The following is a 15,825-nucleotide window of genomic DNA, read 5'->3' as shown; positions in this document are numbered from 1 at the left end:
CGCTGATGCCGGTACCCATCCTCAAGCAGGGCACGTATCTGATCGCGTCGGTCCAGTCAGCCTTGACCGACGCCGATACCGAGCGCCTGCAGGACGACCTGATGAAGCAGGTCTCGAAGTATCGCGCGCACGGCATCATCGTCGATGTCACCGCGATCGATGTGATGGATTCGTTCGCGGCCAGATCGCTGCGTACCATCGCGCACATGACGCAGTTACGCGGCGCCGAAACGGTGATCGTCGGGCTGCAACCGGAAGTCGCGTTCGCCATGGTGCAATTGGGCCTCACCTTCGAGGACATGCACACCGCCCTGGACCTCGAAGAAGGGCTTGCGTGGCTGGACCGCAAGGCCTCCGGACGGCGCCAGCGAGACGGTCGTGACAGTGGCCGCTGAGAATATGGTGATCGCGATAAAGGTGTCCGGTGACATCGTGATCGCGCGTCAGGCCGGTCGGGAGCTCGCCGAAAGGCTCGGCTTCTCCCTCACCGACCGCACCATGATCTCCACTGCCATCTCCGAAATCGCCCGCAACATCACCAGTTACGCGGGCAGCGGCGAGATCCGACTGATGGTGGACGAGCGCGACGGCAAACAGGCCCTGGTCGTTCAGGCCGAAGATCAGGGCCCGGGCATCCGCGATATCGCGCGGGCGCTCGACGACGGCTACTCCACCGGACGTGGCCTGGGCCTGGGGCTTCCGGGCGCGCGCCGCCTGATGGACCGCCTGGTCATCGACTCCGCCCCCGGCCGGGGCACCCTGATCGAAATGTGGAAGTGGGTGCCGGCCAGTGCATGAGGACGGCTTCGTCGGTCGGATCGAATGGGCGGTGGCCGGTCGTGCGCTGCCGGGCCAGCGAATCTCCGGTGACCGCTGCGTCGTCCTCGAAACCGGCGGCGGCTCCGTGCTTTTCGGCGTCCTCGACGGGCTGGGGCACGGCGCGTCCGCCGCCGACGCCGCCGACCGCGCCGCGCAGGTGCTCTCGGAGAACCGCGCCGAACCGCTGGACGTGCTGATGCTGCTGTGCCATCGCGCGATGGCCGACACCCGCGGCGCGGCGGTCTCGCTCGCGTCGTTCAACTGCGACGAGACCATCGACTGGCTGGGTGTCGGCAATGTGGAGTCCCGGGTGCTCACGGTCGGGCCCGCCGGGCTCACGGTGCGCGCGACCATCGTGATGACCGGCGGCATCGTCGGCTATCGCCTGCCGCAGCACCTGCAACCGCAGATCGTGCAGGTGCGCGCCGGCGATCTGCTGCTGATGTCCACCGACGGCATCGTCGCCGAATCCTTCGACGGCATAGATCTTTCCAAGTCCACCGCCGAGATCACCGCGGAAATCCTCGGCCGGCACGCCAAGGACACCGATGACGCCCTGGTGCTGGCTGCCCGCCATCGTGGCGGGACGTCGAACGGATCACAATGAGTGACGTGCTGGCAGCGTTTCTGGACGCCTACGCGAGCGCCCTACGGCGCCACCTGGATTCGCCCACGCATGCCAGCCTCGCCGAGGGCTACGAACTCGGCCGCCGCGCGCTGGTCGAGGACATCAGCCTGCTCGATCTGACCGAATATCACTTCCGTTTCGTCGCCACCAGCGAGAGCGCGGGCGAGCCGATCGCCGAGCCCGCGCTGGAGTTCCTGCTGCAGACTCTCGCCGCGCTGGACATCGCCACCCGCGGCTATCTCGGCGGCCTGCGCCGCTACGAGCAGCAGCGTTCGCGCGCCGACGATCTCGCCGGTCGCGACGCCTTCCGCACCGCCCTGGTGGAGTCGCTGCAGGACGGCTTCTTCGTCGCCGATTCCCGGGGCACGATCATCGAGGTGAACACCGCGTTCGGCGCGCTCACCGGGTACGGGGCGGCCGGGCTGCCCTATCCGCTGCCGCATCCCTGGTCGCTGCCGACCGGGCCCCGGTACCCCGATCTGGGCACGGTGGCACAGCGTTTCGTCATTCCGGTGCGGCATCGCGACGGGCGCGACGTGTGGCTGGCGGTGAGCACGTCCTCGCTGATCAAGCCGGAGAACAACGAGCAGATCTTCGTCGGCACCATCCGCGACGTCACCGCCGAGCACGACGCGCAGGCCCGCGATCAGGCCGCCTCCCGCCTGGCCACCGCCGTCGGCGCGGCCACCAGCGTGGTGGAGGTGCTCGCGGTCGGGCTGGACGAGCTGCGCCGCACCGTCGGCGCGGAGTCGGCGGTGGTCTCGGTGTGGCCGAACCGCAACGCGCGCCCCGAGGTCTACGTTTCCGGTGCGGTGCACCGTGATTCGCCGGGCGGCGAGCCGGCCGAGGCCACCCGTCCCGGTTCGGCCGCCTATCAGCCGCCGCAACTGGACGAGCGGGCCGCCGCGCTGCTGGACCGCGCTCGTCGCCGTCCGGCGCGAAGCCTGTTCGCGATACCGGAGGGTACGGGGGGTGGGCCCGCAGGGCAGGGGGGCGGGAAGGACACCGAGAGTTCGGAGGGCATCGTCGCGCCGCTGGGCGAGGTCGGCGACGCGGCGCTGTGGCTGCGCTTCGCCGCGCCGCGCGCCATCACCGCCGCCGACTGGACGCTGTTCTCGCTGCTGATCGGCCACCTCAGCCTGGCCGTGCAGCGGGCGCGCAACTTCGATCAGGCCCGCTCCACCTCGCTCACGCTGCAACGGGCCATGCTCGGCCCGATCGAACTGCCGCCGCGTTTCTCGGTGCACTACGAGCCCGCGCTGCCGCCGCTGGAGATCGGCGGCGACTGGTACGACGTGGTGCCGCTCAACGACGGCACGATCGGCGTCGTGGTCGGCGACTGCGTCGGCCGTGGTCTGTCCGCGGCCGTGGTGATGGGCCAATTACGCACGGCCGCACGGGCTCTGCTGCTGCGCGGGGCGGGCCCGGCCCAGTTGCTCACCGAGCTCGACGCCGTCGCGGCGCGCATCCCCGGCGCCATGTGCACCACGGTCTGCGCGGCCGTGCTGGATCCGGAGCGCGGCCTGGTGCGCTATTCCAGCGCCGGGCACATGCCGCTCATCCTCGCCGACGTGGACGAGCCCGGCCGGCTGCTGGAGGGCGGCCGATCGGTGCCGCTGGCCACCTTTGAGACGCCGCGGCGCCCGGAGGCCACCACCGCGCTGACGCCCGGCTCCACCCTGGTGCTGTTCACCGACGGCCTGGTCGAGCATCGCGGCGTCGACATCGACGAGAGCTTCGCCAAGATCTCCGCCGTGCTCGCCGACACCCCGGGCAAGCTGCCGCGCGAGGTGGCCGACGCGGTGCTCTCGCGGCTGCGCCCGGCCGCGGGCTACGACGACGACGTCGCCATGGTGGTCTACCGGCAGCCGCCGGCCTCGCTGCACCTGGACGTCCCCGCGCACCCGGACCAGCTGGCGGCGCTGCGGCGGCGGCTCAAGGCCTGGCTGGCCGCGGCGGCGGTGCCGCACGATCTGGCCTCGGATCTGGTCGCGGCCGCCAACGAGGCGTGCAGCAACAGCATCGAGCACGCCTACCTGGGCAACGGCGCGGCCGCCAACCAGGTCACCCTGATCGCCGAGTGCGATACCGAGCGCGTGACGATCCTGGTCAGCGACACCGGCCACTGGAAGCCGCGCTCGGCCGATCCCGGGAACCGCGGCCGCGGCATCGATATGATGCGCGCGCTGACCGAGGATCTCGAGATCGACCACGCCGAGCCGGGCACCCGGGTGCGCATGTCGGTCACGCTGCCCGCCATCAAATCACCGGTGGCGAACCCGCTGCGCGGCACCAACCGCCAGATCTGAAGGGGCTAGCGGGCATCCGGCCGCGGGATGTCCCCGCGCCAGGCGCCCGTCTCGTGATGCTGCTCCTCGATGAACTTCTTGAACCGCTGCATGTCGGCGTGCACGCGGTGCTTCAGCACACCGAGCTTGTCGGCGGCGTTCTCCACGAAACCCTCGGGGTCGACGTCCATTTGGGCGGTCACCCGGGTGTGTGTGTCGTCGAGGCGGTGAAAGGTGATGACACCGGCGTGATTCGGGCCGCTGTCGGAGCGCCAGGCGACTCGCTCGTCCGGATGCTGCTCGGTGATGGTCGCGTCGAACTCGCGCGTCGCCGGGCCGACGTGGATCTTCCAGTGCGTGTGCCGGTCGTCGAGTTGGCGCACCTGCTCCACGCCCTCCATGAACTGCGGGAAGGTCTCGAACTGGGTCCACTGGTTGTAGGCGGTGCGTACCGGAACCTCGACGTCGACGGTGGCTGCCAAAGTGCTCATCATTCAACCTCTTTCGTCGGTCTCGCCGGGCCGGGTGCCCGACGGGATCGATCACCGCTCGCGGGGAGCGGCGCCGGTCAACGGCCGCATACCCGGGTGTCCCGGCGGCAAACAGCGGCCGGTCACGAATACGGGAGCGGCAACACGGCCCGAGGCCAGCCGGTAGGGTAGGTAGCCGTGACCAACACTTCCGGAGACGCGCATCCACTTTCGGACACGATGACCACCTCCGTCGCAGTGCACGACGGCGCGACCGTGCTGACGGTGGCCGGCGAGGTCGATCTGGCGACGGCGCCCGCGCTGGAGACGGCGATCGAGGGCATCCTCGCGGACAAGCCACGTGCGGTGATCATCGATCTGACCGGGGTCAGCTTCCTGGCTTCCGCGGGCATGGCGGCGCTGGTCGCCGCGCATCAGCGGGCGGGCGAGAGCACCACCATCGCGGTCGTGGCCGACGGGCCCGCCACCAGCCGGCAGCTGAAGATGACGAGCCTGGATCAGGTCTTCGCGCTCTACGCCACGCTCGACGCGGCCCTGGACGCCCTGAAGTCCTGACAGACGCCGCACACGCCGATGGCCGGGATCGTCGAGGGATCCCGGCCATCGCTGTGTTCGGCTAGACGAGTTCGCGCAGCTGCTCGATCAGCTTGACGCGCTCGGCCGGCGTCGCCGCCATCGGCACCACGTTGAGCACCGTGACGCCCGCTTCCTTGAACGCCGCGACGCGTTCCTTCACGAATCCGGCCGGGCCGACCAGCGAGATGTCGCGCACCAGGTCGTCCGGAACGGTCTTGGCGGCCTCTTCCTTCTTGCCCGCCAGGTACAGCTCCTGGATCTTGTCGGCCTCGGCGCCGTAGCCGTAGCTGGTGGCCAGGGTGTGGTAGAAGTTCTTGCCCTTGGCGCCCATGCCGCCGATGTAGAGCGCGAGGTGCGGCTTGACGAATTCCAGCAGCGGCGTGACGTTTTCGCCGATCGCCAGCGCCGGGCCCGCGTACACCTCGAGCGCGCCCAGGCTCGGATCACGTTTGGCCAGACCGGCGTCGAGCGCCTCGCCCCAGACCTGCTTGGCCTTCTCCGGCAGGAAGAAGATCGGCTGCCAGCCCTCGGCGATCTCCGCGGCCAGCTGCACGTTCTTCGGGCCGAGCGCGGCCAGCAGGATCGGAATGCGCTCGCGCACCGGATGATTGATCAGCTTGAGCGACTTGCCCAGGCCAGTGCCGCGCTCGGCGGGCAGCGGGATCTGGTAGTACTTGCCCTGGTAATCCAGCTTCTCGCGGCGCCACACCTTGCGGCAGATCTCCACCAGTTCCCGGGTGCGCCCGATGGGGGCGTCGTAGGGCACACCGTGGAAGCCCTCGATCACCTGCGGGCCGGACGCGCCGAGCCCCAAAGTGAACCGGCCTTCGGAGACGAAGTCCAGGCCGGCGGCCGTCATCGCGGTCAGGCTCGGGGTGCGGGTATAGATCTGCAGGATGCCCGAGGCCAGCTCCAGCCGCTCGGTCTTGGCGGCCAGGTAGCCCAGGGCGCTGACCGCGTCGAACGAGTAGGCCTCCGGCACGAAGACGATGTCGAGTCCGGCCTTCTCCAGGTCGGCCACTTCGGCGGCCGCTTCTTTGAAGCCGCCCGAATAGTTGATGCCCAATCCGATCCGCATGGGTTTCAACCTAACCGCCGCTCGCGGGATGCCGCGCACCGGGCGGTAGCGTAACGGCCATGTCGCAGTCGAGCACCGCATCCACCGGCACCGTGTCGTCCTTCGGCGGGACCACCCTCGCGGGGTACCTGGGCGAACTGGCCGCCAAGGTCCCGGCTCCCGGGGGCGGCGCGGTCGCGGCGCTGCACGCCGCGCAGGGCGCCGCGCTGGTCGCGATGGTCGCCCGCTACACCACTCGCGCCAAGGACGCCGAGCACAAGCCCGTCATCGACCGCCTGATCGAGGCCGCCGACGCCTGCCGGGAGCGGGCGCTGGCCCTGGCCGACGCCGACGCCGACGCCTTCACCGCGGTGGGTGCCGCCTACAAGCTGCCCAAGGAGTCCGAGGGCCGGGCTGCGGCGATCACCGAGGCGCTGGTGGGCGCCGCGCGGGTGCCCGCCGCGGTGGTGGACGAGGCCGACGAGATCCTGTCGCTGGCCGCCGAGCTGCTGCCGATCGGCAACCCGAACGTGGTCACCGACATCGGCGCCGCCGCCGACGCCGCCCGCGCGGCCGCGACGAGTTCGCGGCTCAATATCGAGATCAACGTGGCCTCGCTGGACGCCGTGCACGGTGACGAGTTCGCGCCCACGCTGCTGCGGATCGAGGCGCTCACCGCGCGCGCGGACGCCCTGCACGCCGACGTGCTGCACGTGGTGCGCAGCAGCTGAGCTCGGCCGCCCGGCCGGTGTGTACACCGGCGAGCAGCGGGTACCCGAAAGACATATCGATCAAAATTGAATCGTCAGCCCTTCTGACTGAGGGTTGAGTCAATTCGGCCGACCGTGCTCGTCGCGGCGGCCTAGACTGGTCTTTCGCACACCACACCATCTCGAAGGGGTGGAAGCCATGAGGAGCGCACTCAGATTCTTGTTCCTCGCTCTATCGGCCCTGGCGCTGGTTGTCCTCGGAGCGCCGAGCGTGGTGCACGCGGCACCCGCGGATTTCCGGGCCAGCGCGGGCACCTGGGCCGACGGCGACATGTCGGCGCACACGTTCACCGTCACCGTCGGCGGCGTCCCCCGCACCATGAACGCCTCGTACGGCAAACCGGGCTGGGAGACGCCCGTCGGAACATTCCCCGTGATGTCCAAACATCGCACGATCATCTTCGACTCGAGCACCATCGGCATTCCGCTGAACTCCTCCGAGGGGTACTACCTCACCGGTGAATGGGCCGAACGGCTCACCTCGGGCGGCGTTTTCATCCACTCGGCGCCGTGGTCGGTGGATTCACAGGGCTATGCCAATGTCAGCCACGGCTGCATCAACCTCTCCCCCGAAGACGCCCAGTGGGTATACAGCGTCCTCGACGTAGGTGACCCGGTCACCCTGCACTGGTAGTCACGCCGCTACCCGCACCGGTTCGTCCCGGGCCAGCAGTGCCGCGTAGTGCCCGCCGAGCTCCACGAGCTCGGCGTGGGTGCCGCGTTCGGCGACGCGGCCCTGATCCAGCACCAGAATCTGATCCGCGTCCCGGATGGTGGACAGGCGGTGCGCGATGGTGATCACGGTGCGTCCCTCGGCCAGCGCGTCGATCGCCGCCTGCACCTCCCGCTCGGTGCGGGTGTCCAGGGCGCTGGTCGCCTCGTCCAGGACGAGGATCGGCGGATTGCGCAGGATCGCGCGGGCCACCGCCAGCCGCTGCTTCTCGCCACCCGAGAACCGGTAGCCACGCTCGCCGACCTTGGTGTCGTAGCCCTCGGGCAGCGCCGCGATGTGGTCGTGGATCTGCGCGGCCCGCGCGGCCGCGCGCAGTTCGGCGTCCGTCGCGTCCGGCTTGGCGAAGCGCAGGTTGTCGGCGACCGAGGCGTGGAAGAGATAAGTCTCCTGCGAGACCACGCCGACCGCCGCGGCGAGATCCGCGAACGACAGCTCGCGCACGTCGACGCCGTCCACGGTGACGCGGCCGCTGGTGGCATCGTAGAGCCGGGCCGCCAGGTAGCCGAGAGTCGTTTTCCCGGAACCCGTTTCACCGACGATGGCCAGGCTGGTCCCGGCGGGGACGGTCACGTCGATGTCGTCGAGCACGGTGCCCGAACCCGCGCCGTAGCTGAACCCGACATGGTCGAAGCGCACCTCGCCGCGCACCTTGCGCAGCGAGACCGGGGCGGCCGGCTCGGTGAGATCGGGCTCGAGATCGAGGTATTCGAAGATGCGCTGGAACAGCGCCATCGAGCTCTGCACCTCGACGCCGGTCTGCAAGAGCATCACCGTCGGGCGCAGCAGCGTGGTCTGCAAGGTGGTGAACGCGACCAGGGTGCCGATCGAGACCAGCGGCGTGCCGCCCGCCGCGGCCAGACCGGCCGCGAAGTAGATGACCGCGGGCATCGCCGACATGACGATCTGGATGATCGACTGCCGCCAGCGGCCCGCCATGCTGGCGCGGATCTCCAGGTCCACCAGGCCGCGCGACTCCCGCGCGAAGTCCGCGACGAGCGTCGGCGAGCGGCCCATGGTGCGGCCGAGCAGGATGCCGCTCACCGAGAGCGACTCCTCCACGATCGCCGACATGCCCGCGAGCTTGTGCTGGCGCTGACCGGTGATCTTGCGGCGTTCGTTGCCCACCCTGCGGCTGATCCAGACGAAGAACGGCAGCATCGCCAGCGAGACCAGGGTGAGCCGCCAGTCCAGGGCGATCATGGCGACGACGGCGGCCAGCACCGTGGTGAAGTTGGAGACCAGCGAGGTGGCGGTGGAGGTGACCGTCGACTGCATGCCGCCGATGTCGTTGGCGATGCGGGATTGCACCTCGCCCGTGCGGGTACTGGTGAAGAACGCGAGCGGCATCCGTTGCAGATGCGCGTAGACCGCCGCACGCAGATCGTGCATGACCTGCTGGCCGACGGTGGTGGAGATATAGGTTTGCAGGACGCTGAAACTGCTGGTCAGCGCGGCCACGACGACCATGCCGCCGGCCAGCGCCCCGAGCAGGCCGGTGCGGCCCTGCGGGAGCGCGACGTCGAGGATCTCGCGCAGCAGGAACGGCGAGGCCAGGCCGACCAGCGAGGAGAGCCCGACGAGCGCGGCGACCACGCCGAGTTTGCGGCGATAGGGCTGGAAGAGCCGGAGGATCCGGCGGATCTGAGTGGGGGGCTGCATAGGCGCCTCCTTCCGAAACAAGCTAGCGCACGACACTGAGTATGACTCATAATTGACCGAAAGAACAATGAGTTATGATCAGCGTCATGGACCGCGGCAGGGTGAACGACGAGCACGACCTACCCGACCTGTTCCTGCGCACCGCGCGCCGGATCCGCCGCAACATGCACGCCCGCCTCGCTCCCCTCGGCCTGACGCCGGGCCAGGCCCGCGCCCTGCGCATCCTCGGCCGCTCCGCCGAGCCGCTGCGCATGGCGGCGCTGGCCGAACGGCTCGATATCGTGCCGCGCTCGGCCACCACGGTGGTCGACGGCCTGGAGGCCGCGGGCCTGGCCGAGCGCGCCGCCGATCCGGCCAACCGCCGCTCCACGCTGGTGCGCCCCACCGCGGCCGGGCGCGCGGTGCTCGCGCGCATGGCCGAGGATCGCCGCCGCGCCGCCGCCGACCTGTTCGCCACGCTGTCGGCGAGCCAGCGCGAGGATCTGGCGGAGTTGCTCGCCCTGCTCGATACCGAGGCCGCCGACCCGTGCGACCCGAACGAGCCGCGACGCGCGGAGTAGGCGCACTTAGGCCATCCGCGAGTCGGGACTGCTTCTTGCGCTGTCACTTCCACTAGGCTCGGGTGACGCGTCGGGGCGAACAGCCTCGGTGGGGAGCGCGGCAGGACCGATGAAGGTGGGGTTGATGGATCGACCGGAGGCACGGACCAAGCCGGGTAGCACCCAGGACTACCAGGGCGAATGGTCCGACTGGATCCGCCGGGGGTCCGCGACGTCCGCCGACCGGCGCGAACCGGAATACCTGGAGGGCGACCGGTTTTCACAACTGGTCGACAGGTCCAGGGCCAAGTCGCCGCTGCCGCGCTGGCTGGTGCCGCTGGCCGGGTCCCTGTTCGCGGCCGTCGTGATCGGCGCCGCGTTCTTCGTCTTCCGCGGCGGGCCCGCGCCGCAGTCGGTCGTGTCCAACACCTCGACCGAGGTCGACATCGCGCCCGCCTCGGTCACACCCGCCCCGGCGGTGTGCCCGAACGAGCGGGTGGGCAACCGGATTCAGGGCAACGGCGCCGGCAGCGCGGATTCCGGGCCGGGCGCGATCTTCGCCTTCCAGTACGCCTTCTACGTGGAGCGGTCCGCCGAGAAGGCGCGCGCGCTGGTCGCGCCGGACGCCGCGGTGTCCTCGATCGCCGCGCTGCAACAGGGCATCGACAGCGTGCCCGCGGGCACCACGCACTGCGTCGCCGTCACCGAGAGCGCCTTCGTCGGCCAGTACATCGTCGTGGTCACCGAGCATCGGCCCGACGGCAACGCGTTCACCTACAACGCGCAGCTCGTCGTGACCGAACGCAACGGCGGCAAGACGCTGATCACCGCGATCAAACCGGCTTAACGGGCCCGCTCGGCCGCGTCCACCACGTGCCGCATCAGCAGTGCGGTGGTGACCGGGCCGACACCGCCCGGCACCGGGCTCAGCCCGGCGGCCTTGCCGCGCACCGACTCCGCGTCGACGTCGCCCACGATGCCGCCGTCGGCGGCCTCGTTGGTGCCGACATCGATGACCACCGCGCCCTCGGCGACGTGCTTGCCGGTGACCAGCCCGGCACGGCCCGCGGCCGCGACGACGATCTCGGCGGTGGCGGTGATCGCCGCCAGATCGGCGGTGCGGGAGTGGCACACGGTGACCGTGGCGTCCTCGGCCAGCAGCAGCTGGGCCAGCGGCTTGCCGACGATGTTGGAGCGGCCGACGACGGCCACGTGGCGGCCGCGCAGCGGGATCCGGTGCTGCTTCAGCAACTCGACCACCGCCTCGGAGGTGGCGGGCACGAAGCCGTCGAGGCCGGAGGCGAGCAGGCCCAGCGACAGCGGGCTGACGCCGTCGACGTCCTTGCCCGCCGCGATCGCGGAGCTGACGTCGTCCAGGGCGACGCCCTCGGGCAGCGGGGTCTGCAGCATGATGGCGTCCACGCTCGCGTCGGCGCTGCGCGCGGTGAGCTCCGCGCGGATCTGCTCGGCGCTCGCGTCGGCACCGAGATCGATACGGTCGCAAGCGATTCCGAGACGTTCGGCGGCCTTGCGCAGCGAGTTGACGTACCAGGCGCTGGCCGGATCGTCGTTGGCCACCACCAGGGCCAGGCGCGGCGCGGCGCCCTCGGCGGTGTGCGCGGCGGCGCGCTGCTTGGTGTCGGCATTGAGGGCGGCGGCGAGTTCCTTGCCGGTCAACGAGGCAGTATCCACGTTCGCACAGCTTAATGGGCGCGCCCGGCCGCGTTCCGCGCGCCCGGCGGTCGGTTACGACCGGTTTGCCGGGCTAGCGGCAACAAACCTCGGAAATCCCGTCGGCAATTACACCGCAATGACAGCGACCAGCCGTATCGTGGGAGTGCTTGCTACCGGCTAACTGCCAGCTGACGTGCCAGAACCCAGTTGCCGAGCGCCCGACCGCTCGGTATCAGCGGAAAGGTGTCACCTGTAGTGAAGATTTCGAGGCACTGGAAAACCTTCGTCGTCACTTTGTTCGCGAGCACCACCCTGGCCGGCCTGACCGGCGCACCCGCCCAGGCGGCCCCCGATATCGACGCGCTCTACAACTCGGCCCAGCGCGCCTTCACCGACGGCGACGACGTCGCGGGCCGGGCCCAGCTGCGGGCGGTGATCGACGCGAATCCCGGTGACGCCGAAGCGCTGTCGCTGCACGCCATCTGGTCGCACTACGCGGGCGATCTGCTCGCGCTCAACGACTCGCTGGGCCGGCTGCAAGCCCTGGATCCGGGCTGGGCGGCGGGGACGCAGGGCGTCATCAACGCCGTCGTCGCGGCCGCGGGCACGCTGCCCAATCCGCTGCCGGCGCTGATCGGGCCGAACACCGGCATCGTGGTGCTGGGCTACGGCCTGCTGCCCGACGGCGGACTGCGCCCCGAGCTGGTCAACCGGCTCACCGCCGCCTGGATCCAGTCCATCGCCGCACCGCTGTCCCCGATCGTGGTCACCGGCGGCGCACCGCAGAACGGCATCACCGAGGCCGAGGCCATGCGCCATTGGCTGCTCGGCCGCGCCGTGCCGCCCGGCCGCATCCACGTCGAGTCCCGCGCCGGCTCGACCGTGCAGAACGCCCTGTTCAGCACCCGCATGCTGCGCGACGTCGGCGCCGACAGCGCCGTCGTGGTCACCTCCCCCAACCACATCCGCCGCGCGGTCGCCGACTTCATCGTGGCCGGCACCCGCGTCGTCGGCGCCACCACCTCGATGGAGCAGCTCGTCTCCCAGCTGCCGCCCCCGAGCCGCCCGGCTCAGCGCGGCATCTACCTCGACGCCACCCGCACCTTCCAACTCGCCGTCTCCCGCTGACACCACTCCGAGGCCGCCGCGCACGGCGTTCCACCACCGACGGTGGCGACGTCACGCGGCGGCCTCGCTCGTTCGGCGGCGATACCGCGCCCGGGCCGCGTTTCCGGGCGGCGCTTCGCGTTCGCGCGTGGCCGGGGCGCGTTTCCAGGCGGCGCTTCGCGTTCGCGCGTGGCCGGGGCGCGGCCGGGCGCCGGGGCGATATCCGCTGGCAGCGGGCTCGGGGCGCAAGGCAGGATGGGCCGGGTGACGGCGACGGACAGTGATGCGGTGGTGGCGCGGCTGCGGGCGGCGGGATGCGTGTTCGCCGAGGACGAGGCGCGACTGCTGCTCGAGGCGGCCGAAGCCGGGGCCGAGTTGGCGACATTGGTGGCGCGCCGGGTGGCGGGCGAGCCGCTGGAGTACCTGGTCGGATGGGCGGAGTTCCACGGGGTGCGCGTGGGGGTGACGCCGGGCGTGTTCGTGCCACGGCGGCGCACCGAGTTCCTCGTCGACGAAGCCGTCGCGCTGGCCCGGCCGAGCGCCGAGGTGATCGCGGTCGATTTATGTTGCGGCTCAGGCGCTTTGGGCCTGGCCCTCGCGACTGCCCGGGCGGCGGAGGGTAGCTCGACGCACCTGGCCGCCGCCGACATCGACCCGGCCGCCGTGGCGTGCGCGCGGCGCAATCTCGCCACCCTGAATGCCCCCGTCTATCAGGGCGATCTGTTCGACGCGCTCCCCGGCGACCTACGCGGCCGCGTCGACATCCTGCTCGCGAACACCCCGTACGTCCCCTCCGGCATGATCGCCCGGATGCCGCCGGAGGCGCGCGATCACGAACCCCGCACCGCCCTCGACGGCGGCCCGGACGGGCTCGACATCTTCCGCCGGGTCGCCGCCGGGGCCCGGGAGTGGCTCGCCCCGGGCGGTCGCCTGCTGGTGGAATCCGGTGCGGCCCAAGCGCCCACCGCCCTGGCCATCCTGGCCGAACACGGCCTGACCGGCCGGGTCGCCGACTCCGAGGAGTACTACGCCACGGTCGTCATCGGCACTACTTGCGGCCGGTGAACTTCTCCATCGAGTTGTAGACGCCGACGGTGCTCAGGAAGACATCGCGCAGCTTGATCGGCAGGATGCCCGAGAGCGCCTTGTTGAGCCGCGAGGTCCACGGCAGGATGACCAGCGGATTGCCCTGCTTCATCTCCCGCCAGGAGGTGTCGACGACCTCGTCCTGATCCAGGATCGGAGTGAACCAGAAACCCTTGGCCCCGTCGAACATGCCGGTATTGATGTAGGTCGGGCACACGGTGGTGACCTTGACGTGGTCGTGCCCGGCCTGCTCGAGTTCCAGGCGCACCGAGTCCGACCAGCCCAGCGCCGCCCACTTGGAGGCCGCGTAGACGCTCATGCGCGGATTCGCGACCAGGCCGGCCGAGGAGGCGATGGTCAGCACGCGGGCGGTGCCCGTCCCCCGGACCATCGCGGGCAGGAACTCCAGCGTGACGTACATCGGCGCCAGCGCGTTGATCGCCATCGTCTTGTCGATGTCGGCGCGGTTCTCGGTCTCCCAGAAGTAGCTGTTGCCGCGCACGATGCCGGCGTTGTTGACCAGGATGTCGATGTCGCCGGCTTCCGCGCGCACGACGGCCGCGGCGGCGGCGACGGCGGCCTGGTCGGCGACGTCGACCACGTGCTGGTGCACGGCGGTGCCCCGGCCGGAGAGTTCGGCGGCGGCGGCTTTCAGCGCGATCTCGTTGACGTCCCACAGCACCACCGCGGCCGCCCCCTCCCGCACCGCGCGCTCGGCGAAGAGCTTGCCCAGCCCCATCGCGGCGCCGGTGACGAGAACCTTCTTGCCCGCGACCGATTCCAGCTTCATGCGTCCCCATCCTCTGCGACCTCGCGCCCGGCCCTTCCGAACGCGGAGTACCAGATTACTGGGAGTTACAGATACTTGGTGAGCGTGGCCCGGAGGCGCTCGTCACCCCCGCGCGGGCACCGAATCGCGCTCGCGTGCCCGGTCGAAGCGCATGGCGCGATCGGTGATCGAGCCGTGCCGCAGGGTGACCAGGTCGCGCACGTAGTTCATGCGCAGCTTCCACGGCGCCCGATCGCCTTGCATCGGGAACAGGTTCGCCGCGCGCAGCACGTACCCGGGCATGAAGTTCGCGAACAGCGGCGTCTTGCCGACCGACGGGTCGTGCACCGGGACACAGCTGGCGTAGCCGTGCCGGTCCATGTGCCGCAGCAGGCGCATCACGTATTCGGAGACCAGGTCGGCCTTGAGCGTCCAGGAGGCGTTGGTGTACCCGACGACGAACGCGAGGTTCGGAACGCCGGAGAGCATCATCGCCTTGTAGGCCAGGCGGTCGGCCATGTCGACGGGCACGCCGTCGACGACGAGTTCCGCGCCGCCGAAGGCCTGCAGGTTCAAGCCGGTGGCGGTGATGACGAGGTCGGCGTCCAGGGTGCGGCCGGAGTTCAGGCGCAGCCCGGTCTCGGTGAAGGTTTCGACGGTGTCGGTGACGACCTCGAGGTCGCCCTTGCGGATGGCCCGGAAGAAATCGCCGTTCGGCGACAGGCACAGGCGCTGGTCCCACGGGTTGTAGCTGGGCGTGAAGTGGGTGTCGATGTCGTAGCCGGGCGGCAGCCAACGCTGCTGCCAGGACCGGATCTGCCCCCGCATCCGCTCCGGATAACGCTGGCTGAGCTGGAACATCGCGGTGGACAGCGCCACGTTCTTGGCGCGGGCCACCGCGTAGGCGGCCTTGGGCGGCAGCAGCTTTCGCGCGCGCAGCGCGATGTCGTCCTTGGCGGGCATGGAGATGACGTAGCTCGGCGAGCGCTGCAGCATGGTGACGTGCGCGCCCTGCCGGGTGAGCGCGGGCCCCAGTGTGACGGCGGTGGCTCCGCTGCCGATCAGCACGACGCGCTTGCCGTCGACGTCGAGATCCTCGGGCCAGTGCTGCGGGTGCACCAGCCGGCCGCCGAAGCGCTCGGTGCCCGCGAAATCCGGGGTATAGCCCTCGTCGTACCGGTAGTAACCCGCGCAGCAGAACAGGAAATTCGCGGTGAGCGTGACGGTTTCGCCGGTGTCGCCGCGTTCGGCGCGCACGCTCCAGCGGCTCTCGGCCGAGGACCACTCGGCCCGCACCACCCGGTGCCGGTAGCGGATGCGCTCGTCGATGCCGTTCTCGGTGGCGGTGTCGCGCAGGTAGTCGAGAATGGTGTGCCCGTCGGCGATGGCCTGCTCCCCCAGCCAGGGCCGGAACCGGTAGCCGAGGGTGTACATGTCGGAATCGGAGCGAATGCCCGGGTAGCGAAACAGATCCCAGGTGCCGCCGAGGCGCTCCCGGCTCTCCAGGATGGTGTAGCTCTTGTCCGGGAAGGCTTGCCGCAGGTGGTAGGCAGCGCCGATGCCGGACAGTCCGGCGCCGACGATGAGCACATCGACGTGCTCGTCAGCGGTGGTCATAGCTCGTCATTC

The 15,825-nt window shown here is 70.4% G+C and carries 16 protein-coding genes and 1 pseudogene; 11 read left to right on the top strand and 6 right to left on the bottom strand.

Annotated features, from left to right (window positions below; all coding sequences use genetic code 11):
- The first annotated feature begins 5 nt into the window (after nucleotides 1-5).
- From AB0I43_RS24000 to AB0I43_RS23985, 4 genes are read left to right on the top strand one after another with little or no spacing between them, the layout of a single operon-like run.
- Complete coding sequence (locus tag AB0I43_RS24000) at nucleotides 6-395, top strand: STAS domain-containing protein (RefSeq protein ID WP_109527096.1); 390 nt, start codon at nucleotides 6-8, stop codon at nucleotides 393-395.
- A 4-nt stretch (nucleotides 396-399) separates the two neighbouring features.
- Nucleotides 400-798 (top strand): anti-sigma regulatory factor, encoded by a 399-nt coding sequence (locus AB0I43_RS23995; protein WP_356974578.1) that lies wholly within the window; start codon nucleotides 400-402, stop codon nucleotides 796-798.
- Nucleotides 791-1,426: a SpoIIE family protein phosphatase gene (locus tag AB0I43_RS23990; RefSeq protein WP_356974529.1), complete on the top strand. Its 636-nt coding sequence runs from the start codon at nucleotides 791-793 to the stop codon at nucleotides 1,424-1,426. The genes AB0I43_RS23995 and AB0I43_RS23990 overlap by 8 nt, the downstream gene beginning before the upstream one ends.
- Nucleotides 1,423-3,756, top strand: coding sequence for a SpoIIE family protein phosphatase (locus AB0I43_RS23985; RefSeq protein ID WP_356974530.1), 2,334 nt, complete (start codon nucleotides 1,423-1,425; stop codon nucleotides 3,754-3,756). The genes AB0I43_RS23990 and AB0I43_RS23985 overlap by 4 nt, the downstream gene beginning before the upstream one ends.
- Before the next feature lie 5 nt (nucleotides 3,757-3,761).
- On the opposite strand, the gene AB0I43_RS23980 is transcribed toward AB0I43_RS23985, so the two are convergent.
- Nucleotides 3,762-4,226 carry an SRPBCC family protein gene (locus tag AB0I43_RS23980; RefSeq protein ID WP_356974531.1) on the bottom strand — a complete coding sequence of 155 codons (465 nt, stop codon included), beginning with the start codon at nucleotides 4,224-4,226 and terminating at the stop codon, nucleotides 3,762-3,764.
- Nucleotides 4,227-4,445: 219 nt separating this feature from the next.
- On the opposite strand from AB0I43_RS23980, the gene AB0I43_RS23975 reads away from it, so the two are divergent.
- Entirely contained in the window at nucleotides 4,446-4,781 is a 336-nt protein-coding gene (locus AB0I43_RS23975; protein ID WP_356974579.1) for an STAS domain-containing protein, read from the top strand.
- Nucleotides 4,782-4,842: 61 nt separating this feature from the next.
- On the opposite strand, the gene AB0I43_RS23970 is transcribed toward AB0I43_RS23975, so the two are convergent.
- Complete coding sequence (locus tag AB0I43_RS23970) at nucleotides 4,843-5,880, bottom strand: LLM class F420-dependent oxidoreductase (RefSeq protein ID WP_356974532.1); 1,038 nt, start codon at nucleotides 5,878-5,880, stop codon at nucleotides 4,843-4,845.
- A gap of 59 nt (nucleotides 5,881-5,939) precedes the next feature.
- Here AB0I43_RS23970 and AB0I43_RS23965 point away from each other — a divergent pair, with 59 nt between their 5' ends.
- Both AB0I43_RS23965 and AB0I43_RS23960 read left to right on the top strand, forming a co-directional pair.
- Complete coding sequence (locus AB0I43_RS23965) at nucleotides 5,940-6,590, top strand: cyclodeaminase/cyclohydrolase family protein (RefSeq protein WP_356974533.1); 651 nt, start codon at nucleotides 5,940-5,942, stop codon at nucleotides 6,588-6,590.
- Between the two features lie 310 nt (nucleotides 6,591-6,900).
- Nucleotides 6,901-7,263 (top strand): annotated as a pseudogene (locus AB0I43_RS23960) (L,D-transpeptidase); the annotation flags it as partial.
- Here the strand turns inward: AB0I43_RS23960 and AB0I43_RS23955 are convergent.
- Entirely contained in the window at nucleotides 7,264-9,021 is a 1,758-nt protein-coding gene (locus AB0I43_RS23955) for an ABC transporter ATP-binding protein (RefSeq protein WP_356974534.1), read from the bottom strand.
- A gap of 86 nt (nucleotides 9,022-9,107) precedes the next feature.
- On the opposite strand from AB0I43_RS23955, the gene AB0I43_RS23950 reads away from it, so the two are divergent.
- The gene (locus AB0I43_RS23950; RefSeq protein WP_356974535.1) at nucleotides 9,108-9,581 is read left to right on the top strand and encodes a MarR family transcriptional regulator; all 474 of its coding nucleotides are present in this window, start codon (nucleotides 9,108-9,110) and stop codon (nucleotides 9,579-9,581) included.
- A gap of 124 nt (nucleotides 9,582-9,705) precedes the next feature.
- Nucleotides 9,706-10,407: a hypothetical protein gene (locus AB0I43_RS23945; protein WP_356974536.1), complete on the top strand. Its 702-nt coding sequence runs from the start codon at nucleotides 9,706-9,708 to the stop codon at nucleotides 10,405-10,407.
- Here the strand turns inward: AB0I43_RS23945 and AB0I43_RS23940 are convergent.
- The gene (locus AB0I43_RS23940) at nucleotides 10,404-11,252 is read right to left on the bottom strand and encodes a bifunctional 5,10-methylenetetrahydrofolate dehydrogenase/5,10-methenyltetrahydrofolate cyclohydrolase (RefSeq protein ID WP_356974537.1); all 849 of its coding nucleotides are present in this window, start codon (nucleotides 11,250-11,252) and stop codon (nucleotides 10,404-10,406) included. The two genes, AB0I43_RS23945 and AB0I43_RS23940, sit on opposite strands and share 4 nt — an antisense overlap.
- A gap of 237 nt (nucleotides 11,253-11,489) precedes the next feature.
- Between AB0I43_RS23940 and AB0I43_RS23935 the strand changes: the two genes are divergently transcribed.
- Nucleotides 11,490-12,362 (top strand): YdcF family protein, encoded by an 873-nt coding sequence (locus AB0I43_RS23935; RefSeq protein WP_356974538.1) that lies wholly within the window; start codon nucleotides 11,490-11,492, stop codon nucleotides 12,360-12,362.
- Between the two features lie 243 nt (nucleotides 12,363-12,605).
- Nucleotides 12,606-13,406, top strand: a complete 801-nt coding sequence (locus AB0I43_RS23930) for a putative protein N(5)-glutamine methyltransferase (protein WP_356974539.1) — start codon at nucleotides 12,606-12,608, stop codon at nucleotides 13,404-13,406.
- Here the strand turns inward: AB0I43_RS23930 and AB0I43_RS23925 are convergent.
- Both AB0I43_RS23925 and AB0I43_RS23920 read right to left on the bottom strand, forming a co-directional pair.
- Nucleotides 13,390-14,217, bottom strand: coding sequence for an SDR family NAD(P)-dependent oxidoreductase (locus AB0I43_RS23925; protein ID WP_356974540.1), 828 nt, complete (start codon nucleotides 14,215-14,217; stop codon nucleotides 13,390-13,392). The two genes, AB0I43_RS23930 and AB0I43_RS23925, sit on opposite strands and share 17 nt — an antisense overlap.
- 102 nt (nucleotides 14,218-14,319) lie before the next feature.
- Complete coding sequence (locus AB0I43_RS23920; protein WP_356974541.1) at nucleotides 14,320-15,813, bottom strand: NAD(P)/FAD-dependent oxidoreductase; 1,494 nt, start codon at nucleotides 15,811-15,813, stop codon at nucleotides 14,320-14,322.
- Nucleotides 15,814-15,825: the final 12 nt, after the last annotated feature.

This window comes from Nocardia sp. NPDC050435 (genome assembly GCF_040655395.1).
Taxonomy (GTDB): domain Bacteria; phylum Actinomycetota; class Actinomycetes; order Mycobacteriales; family Mycobacteriaceae; genus Nocardia.
This window is presented reverse-complemented; position numbering and strand designations above follow the sequence as displayed.